The organism is Serratia sp. PGPR-27 (assembly GCF_022678525.1).
Taxonomy (GTDB): Bacteria; Pseudomonadota; Gammaproteobacteria; order Enterobacterales; family Enterobacteriaceae; genus Serratia; species Serratia nematodiphila.
Genome location: NZ_JALBYS010000043.1, coordinates 1 through 17,354 on the forward strand (window position 1 = coordinate 1; position 17,354 = coordinate 17,354).

Annotated in this window: 16 protein-coding genes, 1 tRNA gene, 1 pseudogene and 1 riboswitch; of the genes and pseudogenes, 9 read left to right on the forward strand and 9 right to left on the reverse strand. The window is 62.3% G+C overall.

The features are described from left to right. A pseudogene (locus MMS95_RS20070) lies at positions 1 to 1,736 on the forward strand (hypothetical protein); the annotation flags it as partial. 238 nt (positions 1,737 to 1,974) lie between these two features. Here the strand turns inward: MMS95_RS20070 and gap are convergent. The 4 genes from gap to MMS95_RS20090 all read right to left on the reverse strand — a co-directional run bounded on the left by gap (position 1,975) and on the right by MMS95_RS20090 (position 5,935). Then, complete coding sequence (gene gap, locus MMS95_RS20075; protein ID WP_242142151.1) at positions 1,975 to 2,985, reverse strand: type I glyceraldehyde-3-phosphate dehydrogenase; 1,011 nt, start codon at positions 2,983 to 2,985, stop codon at positions 1,975 to 1,977. 78 nt (positions 2,986 to 3,063) lie between these two features. Then, the gene (locus MMS95_RS20080; RefSeq protein ID WP_004935441.1) at positions 3,064 to 4,038 is read right to left on the reverse strand and encodes a helix-turn-helix domain-containing protein; all 975 of its coding nucleotides are present in this window, start codon (positions 4,036 to 4,038) and stop codon (positions 3,064 to 3,066) included. A gap of 126 nt (positions 4,039 to 4,164) precedes the next feature. After that, positions 4,165 to 4,899, reverse strand: a complete 735-nt coding sequence (locus tag MMS95_RS20085) for an SDR family NAD(P)-dependent oxidoreductase (protein ID WP_242142154.1) — start codon at positions 4,897 to 4,899, stop codon at positions 4,165 to 4,167. Positions 4,900 to 4,912: 13 nt separating this feature from the next. Then, positions 4,913 to 5,935 carry an LLM class flavin-dependent oxidoreductase gene (locus tag MMS95_RS20090; protein WP_015378399.1) on the reverse strand — a complete coding sequence of 341 codons (1,023 nt, stop codon included), beginning with the start codon at positions 5,933 to 5,935 and terminating at the stop codon, positions 4,913 to 4,915. A gap of 150 nt (positions 5,936 to 6,085) precedes the next feature. Beyond that, positions 6,086 to 6,188, forward strand: a riboswitch (TPP riboswitch). Positions 6,189 to 6,250: 62 nt separating this feature from the next. Here MMS95_RS20090 and tenA point away from each other — a divergent pair. Genes tenA through MMS95_RS20110 form a run of 4 tightly spaced genes read left to right on the forward strand, consistent with a single transcriptional unit; the run spans position 6,251 to position 9,406 of the window. Beyond that, a complete protein-coding gene (gene tenA / locus MMS95_RS20095) occupies positions 6,251 to 6,934 on the forward strand; it encodes a thiaminase II (RefSeq protein ID WP_242142156.1) in 684 nt (227 codons plus the stop codon). After that, on the forward strand, positions 6,931 to 7,671 hold the full coding sequence (locus tag MMS95_RS20100) for an ABC transporter ATP-binding protein (RefSeq protein WP_033632644.1): 741 nt from the start codon (positions 6,931 to 6,933) through the stop codon (positions 7,669 to 7,671). Before tenA ends, MMS95_RS20100 begins: the two co-directional genes overlap by 4 nt. After that, positions 7,668 to 8,435 (forward strand): ABC transporter permease, encoded by a 768-nt coding sequence (locus MMS95_RS20105; RefSeq protein WP_015378402.1) that lies wholly within the window; start codon positions 7,668 to 7,670, stop codon positions 8,433 to 8,435. Before MMS95_RS20100 ends, MMS95_RS20105 begins: the two co-directional genes overlap by 4 nt. A 35-nt stretch (positions 8,436 to 8,470) precedes the next feature. Beyond that, the gene (locus tag MMS95_RS20110) at positions 8,471 to 9,406 is read left to right on the forward strand and encodes an ABC transporter substrate-binding protein (protein WP_242142158.1); all 936 of its coding nucleotides are present in this window, start codon (positions 8,471 to 8,473) and stop codon (positions 9,404 to 9,406) included. On the opposite strand, the gene MMS95_RS20115 is transcribed toward MMS95_RS20110, so the two are convergent. Continuing rightward, the gene (locus MMS95_RS20115) at positions 9,407 to 10,147 is read right to left on the reverse strand and encodes a transporter substrate-binding domain-containing protein (protein ID WP_085336738.1); all 741 of its coding nucleotides are present in this window, start codon (positions 10,145 to 10,147) and stop codon (positions 9,407 to 9,409) included. A 286-nt stretch (positions 10,148 to 10,433) separates the two neighbouring features. Between MMS95_RS20115 and opgB the strand changes: the two genes are divergently transcribed. Both opgB and MMS95_RS20125 read left to right on the forward strand, forming a co-directional pair. Then, positions 10,434 to 12,737, forward strand: coding sequence for a phosphatidylglycerol--membrane-oligosaccharide glycerophosphotransferase (gene opgB / locus MMS95_RS20120; RefSeq protein WP_048324201.1), 2,304 nt, complete (start codon positions 10,434 to 10,436; stop codon positions 12,735 to 12,737). Positions 12,738 to 12,875: 138 nt separating this feature from the next. After that, on the forward strand, positions 12,876 to 14,339 hold the full coding sequence (locus MMS95_RS20125; protein WP_049188250.1) for an AMP nucleosidase: 1,464 nt from the start codon (positions 12,876 to 12,878) through the stop codon (positions 14,337 to 14,339). Positions 14,340 to 14,374: 35 nt separating this feature from the next. On the opposite strand, the gene nac is transcribed toward MMS95_RS20125, so the two are convergent. Beyond that, positions 14,375 to 15,298: a nitrogen assimilation transcriptional regulator NAC gene (gene nac, locus MMS95_RS20130; protein WP_015378407.1), complete on the reverse strand. Its 924-nt coding sequence runs from the start codon at positions 15,296 to 15,298 to the stop codon at positions 14,375 to 14,377. A 51-nt stretch (positions 15,299 to 15,349) separates the two neighbouring features. Next, positions 15,350 to 15,574, reverse strand: a complete 225-nt coding sequence (locus MMS95_RS20135) for a hypothetical protein (RefSeq protein WP_134954186.1) — start codon at positions 15,572 to 15,574, stop codon at positions 15,350 to 15,352. Positions 15,575 to 15,636: 62 nt separating this feature from the next. On the opposite strand from MMS95_RS20135, the gene MMS95_RS20140 reads away from it, so the two are divergent. Then, positions 15,637 to 15,712: transfer RNA gene (locus MMS95_RS20140), tRNA-Asn, on the forward strand. A 57-nt stretch (positions 15,713 to 15,769) separates the two neighbouring features. Here the strand turns inward: MMS95_RS20140 and MMS95_RS20145 are convergent. Beyond that, positions 15,770 to 16,210: a DMT family transporter gene (locus MMS95_RS20145; protein WP_044030891.1), complete on the reverse strand. Its 441-nt coding sequence runs from the start codon at positions 16,208 to 16,210 to the stop codon at positions 15,770 to 15,772. A 17-nt stretch (positions 16,211 to 16,227) separates the two neighbouring features. Continuing rightward, entirely contained in the window at positions 16,228 to 16,746 is a 519-nt protein-coding gene (locus MMS95_RS20150; RefSeq protein WP_060559869.1) for a GNAT family N-acetyltransferase, read from the reverse strand. A 38-nt stretch (positions 16,747 to 16,784) separates the two neighbouring features. Here MMS95_RS20150 and MMS95_RS20155 point away from each other — a divergent pair, with 38 nt between their 5' ends. Further along, complete coding sequence (locus MMS95_RS20155; RefSeq protein WP_015378410.1) at positions 16,785 to 17,354, forward strand: XRE family transcriptional regulator; 570 nt, start codon at positions 16,785 to 16,787, stop codon at positions 17,352 to 17,354.

Below are 17,354 nucleotides of genomic sequence, written 5' to 3' on the forward strand. Positions count from 1 at the left end.
ACACTAGAAATATAAATTTCGTTAATGAAAACAGAGAGATTGTAGAGCAAGGTCGTCACTGGGGGTGTCTTGTTCGTTTTGCAGACCTTGTGCTCATGCATCCGGAAAGAATTGAATTAGAGTTTGGTGACGAAAAACTGGTTCGGACTGCGTTGCGAAATTGTCTGGATTTTATTACTCCCGTGATTCCCACCCTACCTGAACTGGCGGCCCTGCAATGCGAATCTAAACACAGGCATTCTGAGACGGTTTTATATGCAGCCTGTCTAGAGATTCTACGTGCAGAAGGCAACCTTGAATGCGTCAATATCGAGTTGCTTACAGCCTTAAGAACTAACATTCACTTGGGATACAACTCAGTTTCGACGGAAGAACGTGACGCCCTACAGACTGAAATCGATCGCCTCATTTTCCCTGATAGTGAAAGTGCGGAAAAATATCTCCGACAGTATGTTGAACCCCAACTGGCTCAGCCATGCTCTCACCCTGAAATTTGGATGTTAAGTGGAGAAGAGGTCTTTCATCATTCACGCGCTAAACTTTCCATTGAATGGCTTCGTCGTTTTACTGATTTATCACTTAACTCAGTAGATACACTTTTTGAAATTGCTGCTCAATACGGCGATCGTGAGAATTTAAAAGAGATTATTGCAGAGCGTTGTTCAGCGATAATATCAGGCTGGCCCAATCCGACAGAAGATGAGGCTTTTGAACTCAAGCGAATTTTCTGGCTGGTACGGGAGTTCTACTTTCTCGAGAACATTACAGCTACTTATTGGGCATGGTTAAAATCTAATAAAGATAATTTACTGCATTTTTATGAACGTTCTGGGCGCATGAATCGGAGTGAGCACCGTGCCTGGCCGGAACTTACCTCAATTAAGGTTGAAGCCATTTTAGACGCTTTCTTTGACCAATGGCCGCGTGTTGAACTGCCAAGTCATTGGAGCAGCGATAGCCCTGAAGAGGAAAAAGCCTACCGCTTTTTGACTGATTTAATTTGGTCAATTGAATCAGATATTCCTGACAATGCAATACCTGTACTGGGTCGCCTTCTTACTGATCCACGTTTTACGAGCCTATATAAAGAGCTGCAAAGTATATATGCTGGTCAGCTCAGGAAAAAAACGCTCAGGGATTTTGAACCACCGACGCCAGATGAAATAGTCCAACATCTGGATTGTGATTCAGTGGTTACTGTTGAAGGCCTGCGTCAGTTAGTTCTTCAGGAGCTTCATGATTTCCAGAAAGCGATTGATGGCGGGGAGTTTAACTCGGCAGATCGCTTTTATGAAAAAAATGAACGCCTTGATGAGGTGAAGTCTACGGAGATCATTGCTGAACGTCTCAATTTAAAACTCGAACCTCAGGGCATATCAATAACACCTGAACATCAGTTGAAAGGAAAAAACAGGAGTGATTTCACGGCATCTAAATTGATTGGCGGAAGAAGACGGCTGCTCGTTACGGAAGTCAAAGGCCAGTGGCACAGAGAGTTATACTCTGCCGCTTCAGCCCAACTCTATGAGCGTTATTCCATCCATCCAGATGCCGAGCAGCAGGGTATCTTTCTCGTCATATGGTTTGGAGAGAGTGAGACTGTTGCAGGCCGCAAGCTCCACGGTATCAAAACCGCTCAGGAACTCAAAATCAGCATTGAAGCAGTCTTGCCAATTGATCTCCGCGGTTTAATTGATGTTTTCATTTTAGATGTCTCTCGGTGCAGTAAAAATTAGCATGAGTTACATCGAACATAAATATCCGATATCACCGCAGGTGTAAGATCTGGCGTTTACCACTGGCACAGAGAGGTTGTTAAAAATTAGTGGTCATCCTGATGGCCTCTCTAGAAAAATAAATTCTTGCCTAGATTAATTATCGACCAGTTAATAGTAAAAGCGATCCCTGTCAGAGGAGCCATATTTAGAGAAGCCCGCTTAAGGAAACTTAAGCGGGCTTTTTGCTGTTGGGCGTTTACAGCCCGCGTTGTTCCATCAGCAGCGCCAGATCGACCAAGCGGTTGGAGAAGCCCCACTCGTTGTCATACCAGGCGAGCACTTTCACCAGGTTGCCGCCGATCACCAGCGTGGACAGGCCGTCGATGATCGACGAACGCGTATCGCCCCGATAGTCGCTCGACACCAGCGGTTCATCGCTGTACCCCAGGATCCCTTTCAGCGGGCCGGACGCCGCCGCCGCGCGGAAAGCGGCGTTGATCTCCTCCACCGTCGCCGGGCGTTTCAGCGTCACCGTCAGATCGACGATGGAAACCACCGGCACCGGCACCCGCAGCGAATAACCGGTCAGGCGGCCGTCCAGTTCGGGGATCACCTTGCCGAGCGCCTTGGCCGCGCCGCTGGAATAAGGCACGATCGATTCCGCCGCTGCCCGCGCGCCGCGCAGATCTTTTTCCGGCTGATCGTGCAGCGCCTGGCTGTTGGTATAGGCATGCGTGGTATTCATCAAGCCGTATTCGATGCCGAACGCCTGATGCAATACCTGCGCGGCGGGCGCCAGCCCGTTGGTGGTGCAGCTGCCGTTGCTGACCACCTTATGCAGCGCCGGATCGTAGAGGTGATCGTTAACCCCCATCACCAGCGTGATGTCGTCATTCTTGGCCGGCGCCGAGATAATCACCCGCTTGGCGCCGCCGTGCGTGATGTGCACTTCCGCCTTGGCTTTATCGGTAAAGAAGCCCGTCGCTTCGATCACCACGTCCACGCCCACGCTGCTCCAGGGGATTTCGGCGGGATCGCGCTGCGAAAACACCTGAATCGGCCGGCCGTCCAGCAGCAGCTGGTTGTCGCCGGCTTCCACCCTGGCCGCCAGCGTGCCGGAAAGCGTGTCGTATTTCAGCAGGTGCGCCAGCGTCTTGCTGTCGGTCAGATCGTTGATCGCCACCACTTCAAAATCGCTGCGCCCCAGCGCCGCGCGCAGCACGTTGCGCCCGATCCTGCCGAAGCCGTTAATGCCTACTCTCACCATGATGCACTCCTCATTTGTGGACTTTGCCTAAAATCTAGCGCCGACCAGAAGCGGCGTAAATGACGTTTACCAATCAATTTACGCCAAATTGCGCGCATGAAAGCGTTCGCGGTATTCGCTCGGGGTCAGCTGCAGTTTGCGCTCAAACACCCGCCGCAGGTTAAGGCCGTTGCCGAAGCCGGTGGCCAGGGCAATCTGCTCGATACCTTCCGCGCTCTGTTCGAGGCGCTGCCTGGCGGTATGCAACCGCCCCTCTTCAACGAATTTGGCGGGAGAAATGCCCGTCTCGCGGGTGAACACCCGGGTAAAGTTGCGCGGGCTCATCGCCACGCGCTCGGCCAACCGATCGACGCTGAGATCGTCGGCGAGGTTTTCCAGGATCCAGGATTGCAGGTCACGGATCGGCCCCGGCGATTTGGCCTGGTTGAGCGGATAGCGGCTGAACTGCGCCTGCCCGCCGGGGCGGCGCAGAAACATCACCAGGTCCTGTGCCACTTCGCGCGCCTGCACGAAGCCGTAGTCGTCCTCCACCAGCGCCAGCGTCAGATCGAAGCCGGAGCTGACGCCGCCGGAGGTCCAGATCGGCCCGTCCTGCACGTAGATTGGGCCGTTTTCGACCTGCACCCGCGGGAAGCGCGCCTGCAGCGTTTCCGCCAGCCGCCAGTGGGTGGTCGCCCGCCGCCCGTCCAGCAACCCGGCTTCGGCCAGCAGCAGTGCGCCACCGCAAACGGAAGCGATACGGCGCGCCTGCGGCGCCGCGCGGCGCAGCCAATCGGCGACCAGGGCACCCTCTTCTTCGGTCGCCCCCTTGCCGGCGACGATCACGGTATCGCGCGGCAGGGCCGGATCGAGATCCGCCAGGCGATGATCGGCCAACAAGCTCAGCCCGGACAGGCCGTGCACCACCCGGTGAGATTGCGTGGTGGCGACCGCGATCTGATACAGCGGCGTCTCGGCAGGGCTCAGGCGATTGGCCTGCATCAGGATATCGGCGATGCCCGCCGCTTCGAACAGCATGCCCCCTTCAGGGACAATAATCAGGAATGAGTGCATGGCGATAATATAAATAACAATCAAAACAGGCCAGGCAACCACTGTATAAGAAAAGCCCCGTCGGTTCACCCTGCGGGTATAAAAAAGCCCGCCGATAATCACCGACGGGCCAGGAAGGAACGGCCATCAAGTCTGCGGCAGGTTCACCCCGCCGGCGCGCGCCAATTGCGCCAGCAGCGCCGTTTGAAACGCCTCATCGTGCACCGCCGCGTGAGGTTCAAACCGCTGCTGGTGGTGCCAATAGCCGCCGGACGCCAGTGCCTGCGGTTCATCGCTGCTCACCAGCCACGCCTGCGTCACGTGTCCCAGCGCCAGATCGTCGGGCGCATCCGCGCCGCCCATTTTGGTCGGCACCCAGCCGGGATCGACCGCGCTGCTGATGACGCCGGGCCACAGGCGCGCCACGGCGGCGGCCAGCGCGGTGACGAACAGCTTGCTGTCCGAATAGGAGCCGGCTGCGCCGCCAAGCCAGTCCACGCCGTTCAGTTCCGCTACGCCGTCAAAGTGCATGCTGCTGCTCAGGTAGACGATGCGATCGGGGCGTTCGATCAGGGCCGTCAGCAGATAGGGCGCCATCACGTTCACCGGCATCACCTGCGGCCCGGTGAACATGCCGGCGTTGTGGATCACCGCATTCGGGCGGCCAAGACGATTCACCTGCTCGGCGACCTGCCGGATCTGCTGCACCTCGGACAGATCGCCAATCACCGCCTGCGCGCCATGATCCAGCAGATCGCGCACCGCCTCCAGACGGCCGGGGGCGCGCGCATGCAGGATCACCTGATGCCCTTCCGCCAACAGCGTTTGCGCGGCGGCGCGGCCCAGCCCGTCGACCGAACCGGTAATGAAAATGCGTGACATGCCACTCCTCCGTTTAGCGCCAGCCGAGCGCCGGCGCGACATGGGTTAAAATCGATTCGATAACGTGGGCGTTATAATCCACGCCCAGCTGGTTAGGCACGGTCAGCAGCAGCGTATCCGCTTCGGCGATGGCCTCGTCCTGCGCCAGCTGCTCGATCAGCGCGTCCGGCTCAGCGGCATAGCTGCGGCCGAAGATCGCCCGGGTCTGCGCGTCGATATACCCCAGCTGATCGCCCTCTTTGCCGCTGCCGCCGAAGTAATTGCGATCCCGCTGATCCACCAGCGCAAAGATGCTGCGGCTCACGGAAACCCGCGGCTCGCGCGCATGGCCGGCCTCTTGCCAGGCGGCGCGATAGGCGCGGATCTGCTTGGCCTGCTGGATATGGAAGGGTTCGCCGGTCTCGTCATTCTTGAGCGTCGAGCTTTGCAGGTTCATGCCCAGCTTCGCCGCCCAGACGGCGGTGGCGTTCGAACCGGCGCCCCACCAGATGCGGTCGCGCAGCCCGGCGGAAAACGGCTCCGGCCGCAGCAGCCCGGGCGGATTGGGGAACATCGGCTGCGGATTGGGTTCAGCGAACCCTTCGCCGCGCAGCGCTTCCAGGAACACTTCGGTATGGCGGCGGGCCATGTCAGCGTCGGTTTCGCCCTCGGCCGGGGCGTAACCGAAATAGCGCCAGCCGTCGATCACCTGCTCCGGCGAGCCGCGGCTGATGCCGAGCTGCAGCCGCCCGCCGGCAATCAGATCCGCCGCGCCGGCGTCCTCCACCATGTACAGCGGATTTTCATAGCGCATGTCGATCACGCCAGTGCCGATCTCGATACGTTGGGTTTTGGCGCCGATGGCGGCCAGCAGCGGGAACGGCGATCCCAGCTGACGCGCGAAGTGGTGCACGCGAAAATAGGCGCCGTCCGCCCCCAGATCTTCGGCGGCAACCGCCAGATCGATGGACTGCAGCAGCGCATCCGCTGCGGAACGGGTGCCGGACTGGGCGGAAGGCGTCCAGTGGCCAAACGAGAGAAAACCAATCTTTTTCATCGGGCATCGTCCTCAAAAGCAAAATCATCGGCCTACAGTGACAAAAACCGCGCGCCTTGCGCCAGAAAAATCGCCCCCGATCGCACTAAACGAACCGATTGCCGCCGCGCCGCCCGGCGATTGTAATCAAAAAACAAATGTCGTATAACAGGCAGCTCCGAGGGGTGTCCTGTTACGGGCTGAGATGGCGCAAGCCGAACCCTTTGAACCTGATCTGGGTCATGCCAGCGAAGGGACGGTTAGGCAACAACGCAATCACCCGTTGCCTGTTCATACCTCAGCGTGCCCGGATCTCCACTGACTCAAGGAGGTCCCATGTCCATCACCACCCTGTTCGAAAGCGGTCTTTACGGCCGGCTGCGGCAACAAGCCGGCAGCCACTGGCAGGACTACGTCGATCACCCGTTTCTGCAGCAGCTGGCCGCCGGCACCTTGCCTGAACGCGCTTTTCGCCGCTACCTGACCCAGGACTATCTGTTCCTGCTGCACTTCGCCCGCGCCTACGCGCTGCTGGTCAGTAAGCTGCGCACCCTGCCGGAGATGCGCGCCGCCACCGCCTCGCTCAACGGCATCATCGCCGAGCTGCCGCTGCACGTGGCCTACTGCGCCGAATGGGGGTTGAGCGAAGCGCAGATCGCCGCCCAGCCGGAGGCGGCGGAAACCATGAACTATACCCGCTACGTGCTGGACATCGGCCATGCCGGCGACGCCCTCGATCTGTTGGCCGGTCTGCTGCCCTGCGTGGCCGGCTATGCCGAAATCGGCCTGCGGCTGCTGCACGATCCCGCCACCCAGATGGAGGGCAATCCTTACGCCTCCTGGATCCGCAACTACGGCGACGAGGGCTATCTGGCCGGCGTGCGCGCCGCCATCGAACTGCTGGAAACCGTCGGCCGCCAGCGCGGCGCACAGGATCGCTTCACCGAGCTGGCGCAGATTTTCACCACCGCCACCCAACTGGAGTCGGCATTTTGGCAGATGGGGCTGAACGCCTCATGACCTCTCCGCTTCTCCCGCCCGGTATCCAGGTGCGGGATCTCAGCCTGCGTTTCGGTCAGCACATCGTCTTCGACCGGCTGAGCTTCGACATCGCCGGCGGCAGCTTCGTCGCCCTGCTCGGCGCCAGCGGCGCCGGCAAAACCAGCCTGCTGAAGATCATCGCCGGCCTGGCGCAGGCCAGCTCTGGTTCGGTGACCGGCAGCGACGGCCTGCCGATCGCCGGGCGCATCGCCTACATGGGGCAAAAAGATCTGCTTTACCCGTGGCTGACCATCGAAGAGAACGTCGCCCTCGGTTCGCGACTGCGCGGCGAAACGCCGGACCGGGCGTGGGCGGCGCACCTGCTGGAGCGCGTGGGCCTGGCCGCGCATGGCCGCAGCCTGCCCGCCTCGCTGTCCGGCGGCATGCGCCAGCGCGCCGCCATCGCCCGCACGCTCTACGAACGCCAGCCGATCGTACTGATGGACGAACCCTTTTCCGCGCTGGACGCCATTACCCGCGCCGAGATCCAGAGCCTGGCCGCCGAGCTGCTGGCGCAAAATACCGTGCTGTTGATCACCCACGATCCGATGGAAGCCTGCCGCCTGAGCCACCGGCTGCTGGTGCTGTCGCCCTGGCCGCTGGGCCTCGACGATACTCACCGCATCAGCGGGCTACCGCCGCGCGCGCCGGATGACGCCGACCTGCTGAAAAGCCAGGCCGAGCTGCTGCAGCAGCTGGTGAGGGCCGCGCAATGAATAGTGCCCAAGAGCGTGGACTCACCCGCCTGCGGCGCGGGCTGACGGTATTCGTCGGCCTGCTGCTGCTGTGGTGGCTGGCGGCGCAAAGCGGCATCCCGGCCTTTCTGCTGCCCACGCCGGGCGCAGTGGCGCAGGCGCTGTGGGACGGGCGCGGCTATCTCGCCTGGCACACGCTGGTCACCGCTTCGGAAATCGTCAGCGGGCTGGTTCTGGGCGTGTTGCTCGGCGCGGCGCTGGCGCTGTGCATGATTTTCTCGCCGCGCCTGCAGCGCTGGCTGATGCCGCTGGTGCTCACCAGCCAGGCGATACCGGTGTTCGCCCTGGCCCCGCTGCTGGTGCTGTGGTTCGGCTTCGGCATGAGCGCCAAGGTGGCGATGGCGGTGCTGGTGATCTTCTTCCCGGTGGTGTCGGCCTTTTTCGACGGGCTGCGCCGGGTCAACAACGACTATCTCGATCTGGCGCGCACGATGCGCGCTTCGCGCTGGGCGCAGCTGCGGCACGTGCGGCTGATGGCGGCGCTGCCGGCCTTCGGCTCCGGCCTGCGCATGGCCGCCGCCGTCGCGCCGATCGGCGCCATTATCGGCGAATGGGTCGGCTCGGCCGAAGGGCTGGGCTATGTGATGCTGAACGCCAATGCGCGCATGCAGACCGACGTCTGCTTCGCCGCACTGTTTATTTTGGTGCTGATGACCGTGCTGCTGTGGGCCGCGGTGGATGCGCTGCTGCGGCGCCTGATCGCCTGGGCGCCGGAAAACGACTGATGATTACAACCATAACCAGGGATAAAGGAACGACCATGATCAAACAAACCGTCTGCGGGCTGCTGCTCGGCGCCGCCATCACCGGCCAGGCCGGCGCGGCCGACAAGCTGACGCTGGTGCTCGACTGGTACATCAACCCCGATCACGCGCCGATTATGGTGGCCGAGCAGATCGGCGCCTTCAAGGCCGCAGGGCTGGACGTCAAGATCGTGCCGCCGTCCGATCCGGCGCTGCCGCCGCGGCTGGTGGCCGCCAAACAGGCCGACCTCGCCATCACCTATCAGCCGCAGCTGCACTTCTTCGCCGATCAGGGCCTGCCATTGATGCGCGTCGGCACGCTGATCAACACGCCGCTGAATACGGTGATCGCGCTGGATAAAAACATCACCTCGCCGGCGGATCTCAAGGGCAAAACGGTGGGTTACTCGGTCAGCGGCATCGAACAGGCGACGCTGGCCACCATGGTCGAACACGAGCACCTCAAGCCGCAGGACATCAAGCTTATCAACGTCAACTTCCAGCTGACCAGCGCCCTGCTGGCGGGCCAGGTCGATGCGGTGATCGGCGGCTACCGCAACATCGAAGCGCTGGAGCTCAAGCTGCAGGGTAAAGAACCGGTGGTATTCAACGTCGAAGACTACGGCGTGCCGGCCTACGACGAGCTGATCATCGTCGCCAACCGCAATGCGGTGAACGAGCCGAAAATCCGCAGGTTCCTCGCCGCGCTGAAGCAAGGCAGCGACTACCTGCACGCGCACCCGCAGGACACCTGGTTGGCGTTCGCCAAGGCGCACCCGGAGCTGAATACCGAGCTGAACAAACAGGCGTGGCAAGCCAGCCTGCCGCTGTTCGCGCGCGATCCGGCCAAGCTGGATCGGGCCCGCTATGAGGCTTACGAGCAATTCCTGTTCGACAACAAGTTGATCAAGAAAATCACCCCGGTAGACCAGTACGCGGTGGAGCTGAACTGATCACGCCGAGGCGGCCGGCGGTGCCACCGTCACCTCGCCCTGGCCGCTGCGCTGCAGGGCCGCCTTCACCAGCCCATTGGCCTTGCAGCGTTCGATAAACGCGTTCACGTAGGCGGCGCCCTGCGTGTTTTGCCGCGGCACCGCCATCGCCTGGCGGATGGCGGTAAAATGTCCGTCCAGCACTCGGTAGCCGGGACGGGCGGCCGCGGCGGCCAACAGCGGTTGACGCACGCCGGCCGCCGCCTCCAGCCCCCGTTCGAAAAACAGCGCGATCGCCTCGGCGGAGGTTGCCGCCCGCACTAATTGCGCCTGCTGCAGAGTGCGCGATAAAAACAGATCGTACGCCGCCCCCTGCCCGACCGCGATGCGCACCTCCGGCCGGTCGAGCTGCGCCACCTCAGAGTAAGGCGCGTCGTTCGCCACCAGGTAAGTCCCCTCGATGATCACGTAGGGTTCGCTGAAGGCGATCTGCGCCGCGCGCACCGGCTCGATGGCCATAAACGCCAGGTTCCAGGCGCCGCTGTCCAGATCGGCGAACACCTTGCCGGCCGCGTCATAAGTGACCAGCTCCAGCGCCACGCCCAGTTCGCGAGCCAGCGCGGCGGCCAGCTCCACCGAAGCGCCTTGCGGTTTGCCATCAGCCCCGGCCTGCGCCAGCACCGGATTGCCGTAGTTGATCGCCGCGCGCAACACGCCTTGCGGGGCCAGATCGTCGAGTACCGCTGCGGGGATTGTCTGCATACTTCCTCCTGAATGGCTGATGGGCGCACCGTCGCGGCGCTCATTAAGCGTAGAGCGAAACCTCCGACCAGCAAGCTTTCGCCGCCGCGGCCGCCGTCGGTGTGATTAACGTCACACTATTGTCATAAAAATGTACAATAGCCGCCGCTCGTCGGCCGTAGCGGGAGATCGCGCGTTGTTCCGCCGCCGGCAATAGGCTATACCCTTCACTTTTCGCGCCGCGGCACGCTCGGCGGCGCAAACCAGGGCAGCAACGGTTTTATTTCAATCAGACAAGGTTTGGCGGATGGTTTTAGCAGTCGTTTCGTTTGTTCTCTTTTTGGCGTCGATTTTGATTTATCGCACCCGGGCCGCCGCCAACCGCTGGTGGTTCGCCATTCTGCTGACGCTGCTCGGCAGCTATCTGGTGCTGAACGTCATCCTGATCGCCAGCAACTACTTCACCGGCGACGGCATCACCGATGCGGTGATCTACACCGTCACCAGCAGCCTCAAAGGCGCGGGCATCAGCAAATACGTGCTGCCGTTTATCGGCCTGCTGGCGGCGTTGGGGCTTATCTTCGCGGTGCTGGCCCGCAGCCTGCTGCGCCGCAAGGCCAAAGGCAGCAGCGTGGCTTACAGCGTCGTCGCCGTACTGCTGGCGCTGTTTTCTGTCGGCACCACCCCGGCGTTTCAGGACATCTCGCTGCTGGTCAAGAGCCAGATCGTCGGCGATACCGCCGATTTCACCACCTACTACAAGGCGCCGAAAAAGACCGTGCAGGGCAAGCGGCCGAACCTGGTGTACATCTATGCCGAGAGCCTGGAGCGCACCTACTTCGATACCGAGCTGTTTCCCGGCCTGGCCGACGAGCTGAACGCCCTGCGCACGGACAGCATCGATTTCAGCAATACCCAGCAATTGCCGGGCACCGGCTACACCATCGCCGGCATGGTCGCCTCGCAGTGCGGCATTCCGCTGTTCGCGCCCTTCGACGGCAACGCCTCCAGCGCGGTCTCCACCTTCTACCCGGAGAACGTCTGCCTGGGCGACGTGCTGAAGGCCGCCGGCTACAGCAACTATTTCTATCAGGGCGCCGAGCTGGCGTTCGCCGGTAAAGACACCTTCCTGAAATCCCACGGCTTCGACCACGTTTACGGCTTCAAAGAGCTGCGCGATCGGGTCGCCGATCCGAGCTACAAAAACGACTGGGGCTGGTACGACGACAGCGTGCTGGACGTGGTGTACGGCAAGTTCGTCGAGCTGTCCAAACAGCGCCAACCGTTCTCGCTGTTCACCCTGACCGTCGATACCCATCACCCGGACGGCTTTATCTCCGCCGGCTGCAGCAAGAAAAGCTACGCCTGGCAGAACAAGGAAAACCGCTCGCTGAGCGCGGTAGCCTGCAGCCAGCAACACATCGCCGCGCTGATCGACAAGATCAAACGCTCGCCCTATTTCAGCAATACCGTGATCGTGGTGTCCTCCGATCATCTGGCGATGAACAACACCGCCTACGATATCCTGACCAAACAGAAGCGCCGCAACCTGTTCTTCATCATCGACGGCACCCGGCCGCTGGCGGAACAGCGCAACGAGAAACGCAGCACGCTGGACAACGGCGCCACGGTGCTGGACGTGATGGGCGGCGACAACTACATCGGCCTTGGCCGCAGCAGCCTGTCGGCGCCGTCGCTGTCTACGGTGTTCCTGAACATCGAAGAGAAGATCAACGGCTGGAAACCGGCGGTGATCAATCAGTGGGGCCTGCCGAACCGCATCAGCGACTACAGCGTGGATACGCGCCAACGCAGCTTCAGCTTCTCCGGCGTCACCTACAAGGTGCCGTTCATCCTGCGGGTGGGCGACAGCCGCATCGAACCGATGTTCAACGTCTACCTCTCCACCCCGCTGCGCAAGCAGCTGGCCGGGCTGGGGGCGGGGGAGAAATTCGTCTGGGTCGATAAATGCTACGAGATCGGCCGGGTCTGGGCGCCGCAGCTGGCGCTGAGCACCGACATCTGCGTGGCCTCGGGCACCTTGGCCTCGCCGCCGCAGATCGCGCAGGCCAGCGGCGAACGCTTCAACGGCAAGGTGAACTTCACCGGCCCGGCGGCGGACAGCGTCGCCGATTATCAAAACGCCGTCGCCCGCCTGCAGGTGGACGACGCGGCGGTGAAATACCGGGCGGACGCCATCGAGTTCATGCTGCCCGGCATGCCGGAACAGGTGAAAGCCATCACCGGCGTCTCCGCCGTCGAGGAATGGGGCCGCTGGTCCGACGCCAATCTGGCGCCGGCGGTCGATATCGATTACGTCGATCCGCTGCCGAAGCGCTTCGATCTGGTGCTGCGCGCCCGCGCCTACGGCAACAACGTCGGCGAACCGATTTCGGTGCGCGTCGGCGACGAAGAGCGCTTCGTGTCGCTCGGTGAACAGGACAGCACCGTCACCCTGCGCTTCGACAACCCGCGCGGCGCGCAGAAGATCAGCATTACTCCGCCGGCGCCGACCGAGCCCAAAGAGAGCGCCAGCGGCGGCTTCACGCCGAAGAAGCTGGGCATCGGCCTGGTGTCGCTGAAGGTCGAAGCGGCCGCTCCCGCCTCCTGATCCCCCCGCCTTCACGGGCGCGGTAATTTCTTTGCCGCGCCCGTCATTTCGACCAAGCTTTTACGCCCTTCTTCGGCTAACCTGTGACGGTAAAACGCCGCAACCCCGCCACAGAGCCGGGACATCCAAGGAGAAAGTATGAGCTATGCCCCACCTCGCAGCGGCCTCAGCGCCGATCAGGCACTCGATCAACTGGAAGCCCTGTATGACGCCGCGGTAGACGCGCTGCGGCAGGCGGTCAGTGACTTTATCAGCCACGGCACACTGCCGGACCCGCAGGCGCGCGCCGCCGGGCTGTTCGTGTATCCCGAACTGCGCGTCAGTTGGGACGGGCAGCAATCCGGCCCGAGCAAAACCCGCGCCTTCGGCCGCTTTACCCATCCCGGCAGCTACAGCACCACCGTGACCCGGCCGCAGCTGTTCCGCCACTATCTGGCCGAACAGCTGGCGATGCTGGAACACGATTACGCCGCCCATATCGAAGTGGCACCGTCGCAGCAGGAGATCCCGTTCCCTTATGTCATCGACGGTTCCAGCCTGGCGCTCGATCGCTCAATGAGCGCCGGCATCGCGCAGCATTTCCCCACCACCGAGCTGGCGCAGATCGGTGACGAGACCGCCGACGGCCTGTACCACGCCACCGACAACCATTTCCCGCTGTCGCATTTCGATGCGCTGCGCGCGGATTTCTCGCTGGCGCGTCTGCGGCACTACACCGGCACGCCGGTGGAACATTTTCAACCGTTTGTGCTGTTCACCAACTACACCCGCTATGTGGACGAGTTCGTGCGCTGGGCCTGCGCCCAGATCGCCGATCCGGCCAGCCCGTACATCGCGCTCTCCAGCGCCGGCGGCACCTACATCACGCCGGAAACCAGCGCCCCGGAGCAGGCGGTGTCCGATCTGGCGTGGAAAAACCACCAGATGCCGGCCTATCACCTGATCTCGCGCACCGGCCAGGGCATCACGCTGATCAACATCGGCGTCGGCCCGTCCAACGCCAAAACCATCTGCGATCACCTGGCGGTGCTGCGCCCGAGCGCCTGGCTGATGATCGGCCACTGCGGCGGCCTGCGCGAAAGCCAGAAGATCGGCGATTACGTGCTGGCCCACGCCTATCTGCGCGACGATCACGTGCTGGATGCGGTGCTGCCGCCGGATATCCCGATCCCGAGCATCGCCGAGGTGCAGCGCGCCCTGTATGACGCCACCAAGATGGTTAGCGGCATGCCCGGTGAAGAGGTCAAACAGCGTTTGCGCACCGGCACCGTCGTCACCACCGACGATCGCAACTGGGAGCTGCGCTACTCCGCTTCGGCGCGCCGCTTCAACCTCAGCCGCGCGGTGGCGGTCGACATGGAGAGCGCCACCATCGCCGCTCAGGGTTATCGCTTCCGGGTGCCGTACGGCACGCTGCTGTGCGTCTCCGACAAACCGCTGCACGGCGAGATCAAACTGCCGGGCCAGGCCAACCGCTTCTACGAAGGGGCGATCTCCGAGCACCTGCAGATCGGCATCTGCGCCATCGATTTGTTGCGCGCCGAGGGCGATCGCCTGCACTCGCGCAAGCTGCGCACCTTCAACGAACCGCCGTTCCGCTAACGGTGCCAGGCCCGCTGCGGCGGGCCGTTTTTTCCTCAACGCACCAGCGCCAGCGCGCGCTTCTCCTGGCTGCGGCCGCCGGCGATCGACAGCAACAGGTCTTTCACCAGCAGCGCCGGGGCGGACAGCCCCTGTTGGCTGGACATGCACAGTGACAGCGGCACCGACATCGTCGGCGCATTGATGCGCGCCATCCAGGCCTTGGCCGGGCCGATCATCGCGCGCGCCACCGATTCCGGCAGCACGGTCGCCCCCAACCCGCTGGCGATCGCGGCGCTCAGCGCGCCCGAGGATTCGATCTCCCCCACCACGTTGGCAGCCAGCTTGCGCAGCGCCATCGCCTCCTCCAGCTGGTTGCGCACCGCATCGCCCTCGCGCGGCAGGAACAGGTTCAGCCGCGCCACGTCCAGCAGCTCTACGCTGTTGCCGGGATGCGGCACCGCGCGCGTCGCCACCAGATAAAGATCTTCCCGCATCAATGCGATGGCGTGCAGACCGGCGGGCATTTTGGCGCCGTAGACCATCGCCATGTCCAGCGTCTGGTTAGCCACCTGCCCGGCCAACGCCGCGCCGCCGTTTTCATGCAGGCTGAGCAGGATGCCCGGCTGCTGATCGCGCAGGGTCTGCAACAGCGGCAGCGCCAGCTGCGCCGCGGTGCTGCCCGACGCCAGCCCGAGAGACACCTGGCCGCTCATCGCCTGCCCGGCGCTGTTGACCGCGCTCTGCGCCTGCTCGCACTGGCGCAGAATGGTCTGCGCGTGGGCATACAGAATGTTGCCTGCCTCGGTCGGCTGCACCCCGCGCTTGGTGCGGATCAGCAGCTGCTGCTTCAGCTCCCCTTCCAGCGTCGCCAACTGCTGGCTGAGCGCCGGTTGGGCGATGTGCAACACCTCCGCCGCCTGGGTCAGGCTGCCGATATCGACGATTTTCACGAAGTACTTCAGACGTCTGAAATTCATAGTGCCTCCAGCGAGCCGCTAAATTGAGAATGCCGAAATCCGGTCATGCAATCACAGCAAGATCCAGGCCAGAGTCGGTAAACGGCCGTGGAAGCGGGGTACAAGGCGGTAAATGGCCGTTCGCCGGGCGGCGCGCGCCACCGCGCAGGGCAACCGTTGCACCATCGGCAGGCAACGGCGCCGATCAACGGGCAATTCGACGGCGCTGCGCGCGGGATAAGCGACAAAAGCGAGAAAAAGCAGCAGGTTGGGCAATCTTGCAGCAAACGAACGCATCGGGCGTTTTCACGCTTTACAAGCCGCAACCGCCCCGCTATTATTCGCCCCGTTCCAACGATTCCTCTGTAGTTCAGTCGGTAGAACGGCGGACTGTTAATCCGTATGTCACTGGTTCGAGTCCAGTCAGAGGAGCCAAATTTAGAGAAGCCCGCTCAGGGAAACCCGAGCGGGCTTTTTGCCTTTCAGCCGCCGTCAAAAGCTGCGTTTCGCCACCAGATAGGCGCCCGCCACCAGCAGCAGAGCGCCGAACAGCGCCGGCAGATTCTCGCGCAGCGCCGCCGGGCCGGCGCGGTAGACGTCCGCCAACAGCCCCATGCACAGCTGGCTGGCGACCAGGATCGAAATGGTGGCCGCCGCCCCCAGCTTCTGGTAACCCAGAATGCCGGCGAACACGAACAGCGATCCCAACAGCCCCGGCAACAGCATCCACCACCTGGCGGCGCCGGTCACTTCCGCCACCGCGCCGAGGCCGTTTTTGGCCAGCAGCAACCCCACCAGCAACAACAAACCGACGCTGGAGTTGATCACCAGCGTAATGAGGATGGTCGAAACGCTTTCGGTAATGCGCACCATCAGCAGATTCTGCACCACCAGCCCCATTCCCGCCGCGATCAGCAGTAACAGCATATTCATCGCCCTGTCTCCCGGGATCAGCGCGCGGGCGGCGTCGCCCGCTCGTCGAGCCTCAGCTGCAGGAAGGTCAGATCCAGCCATTGGCCGAATTTGGCGCCCACTTGTTCCATGCGCCCCACGTCGCGAAACCCCAGCGCCAGATGCAGCTTAATCGAGGCCTGATTGCCGGATTCGATGCCGGCCACCATCACGTGCTTGCCGATTTCCCGCGCCCGTGCGATCAGCGCCAGCAGCAACGTCTTGCCAATCCCTGCGCCGCGATGCGCCTGATGGACATACACCGAGTGTTCTACGGTATGGCGATAGCCGTCCCAGGCGCGCCAGTCGCCGAACGACGCGTAGCCGATCGCCTCGTCCGCGCCGTTCACCGCCACCAGCACCGGGTAGCCCGCCGCCTGCCGTTCGCCGATCCACGCCGCGCGGTTGGCCGCATCCACGGTTTGTTCATTCCAGATGGCGGTGCTGTTCAACACCGCGTCGTTATAGATAGCGGCAATCGCCGCGCTATCGTTGAGCGTCGCATTTCGTATAATCATGGTGTACCCCGGCTAATTGTCCACTATAATACTACGATATGAATATTAAATTAGACAATCTAAATCAGCTGATCGGCGCGCGCATTCGCATTGAACGCGAGGCGCGCCACTGGTCGCTGTCCGATTTGGCCGAACGGGCGGGCGTATCGCGGGCGATGGTGCATAAGATCGAACGCGGCGAGAGCAGCCCGACGGCGATGCTGTTGGGCAGACTGGCGGGGGCGTTCGGCCTCAGCATGTCCAAGCTGATCGCCCGCGCGGAAACGCAGGAAGGCCGGCTGCTGCGCCGGGAAGATCAACCGGTGTGGGTCGATCCCGAGAGCGGCTACGTGCGGCGCCACGTGTCGCCGCGCACCGATCTGCCGCTCGATCTGGTGCGCATCGAACTGCCGGCCGGCGCGGCGATCCCGATGCCGGCTTCGGTGTATGCCTTCAAGCGTCAGCTGATCTGGGTTTTATCCGGCGAGCTGGTCTTTCTTGAGGGCGACGCGCGCCATGAAATGGCCGAAGGAGACTGCCTGGAGCTCGGCCCACCGGCGGACTGCCGCTTTGAAAACCAAAGCGATGAGGCATGCGTGTATATGGTGGCGGTGCTGAGCGCCGCCTGA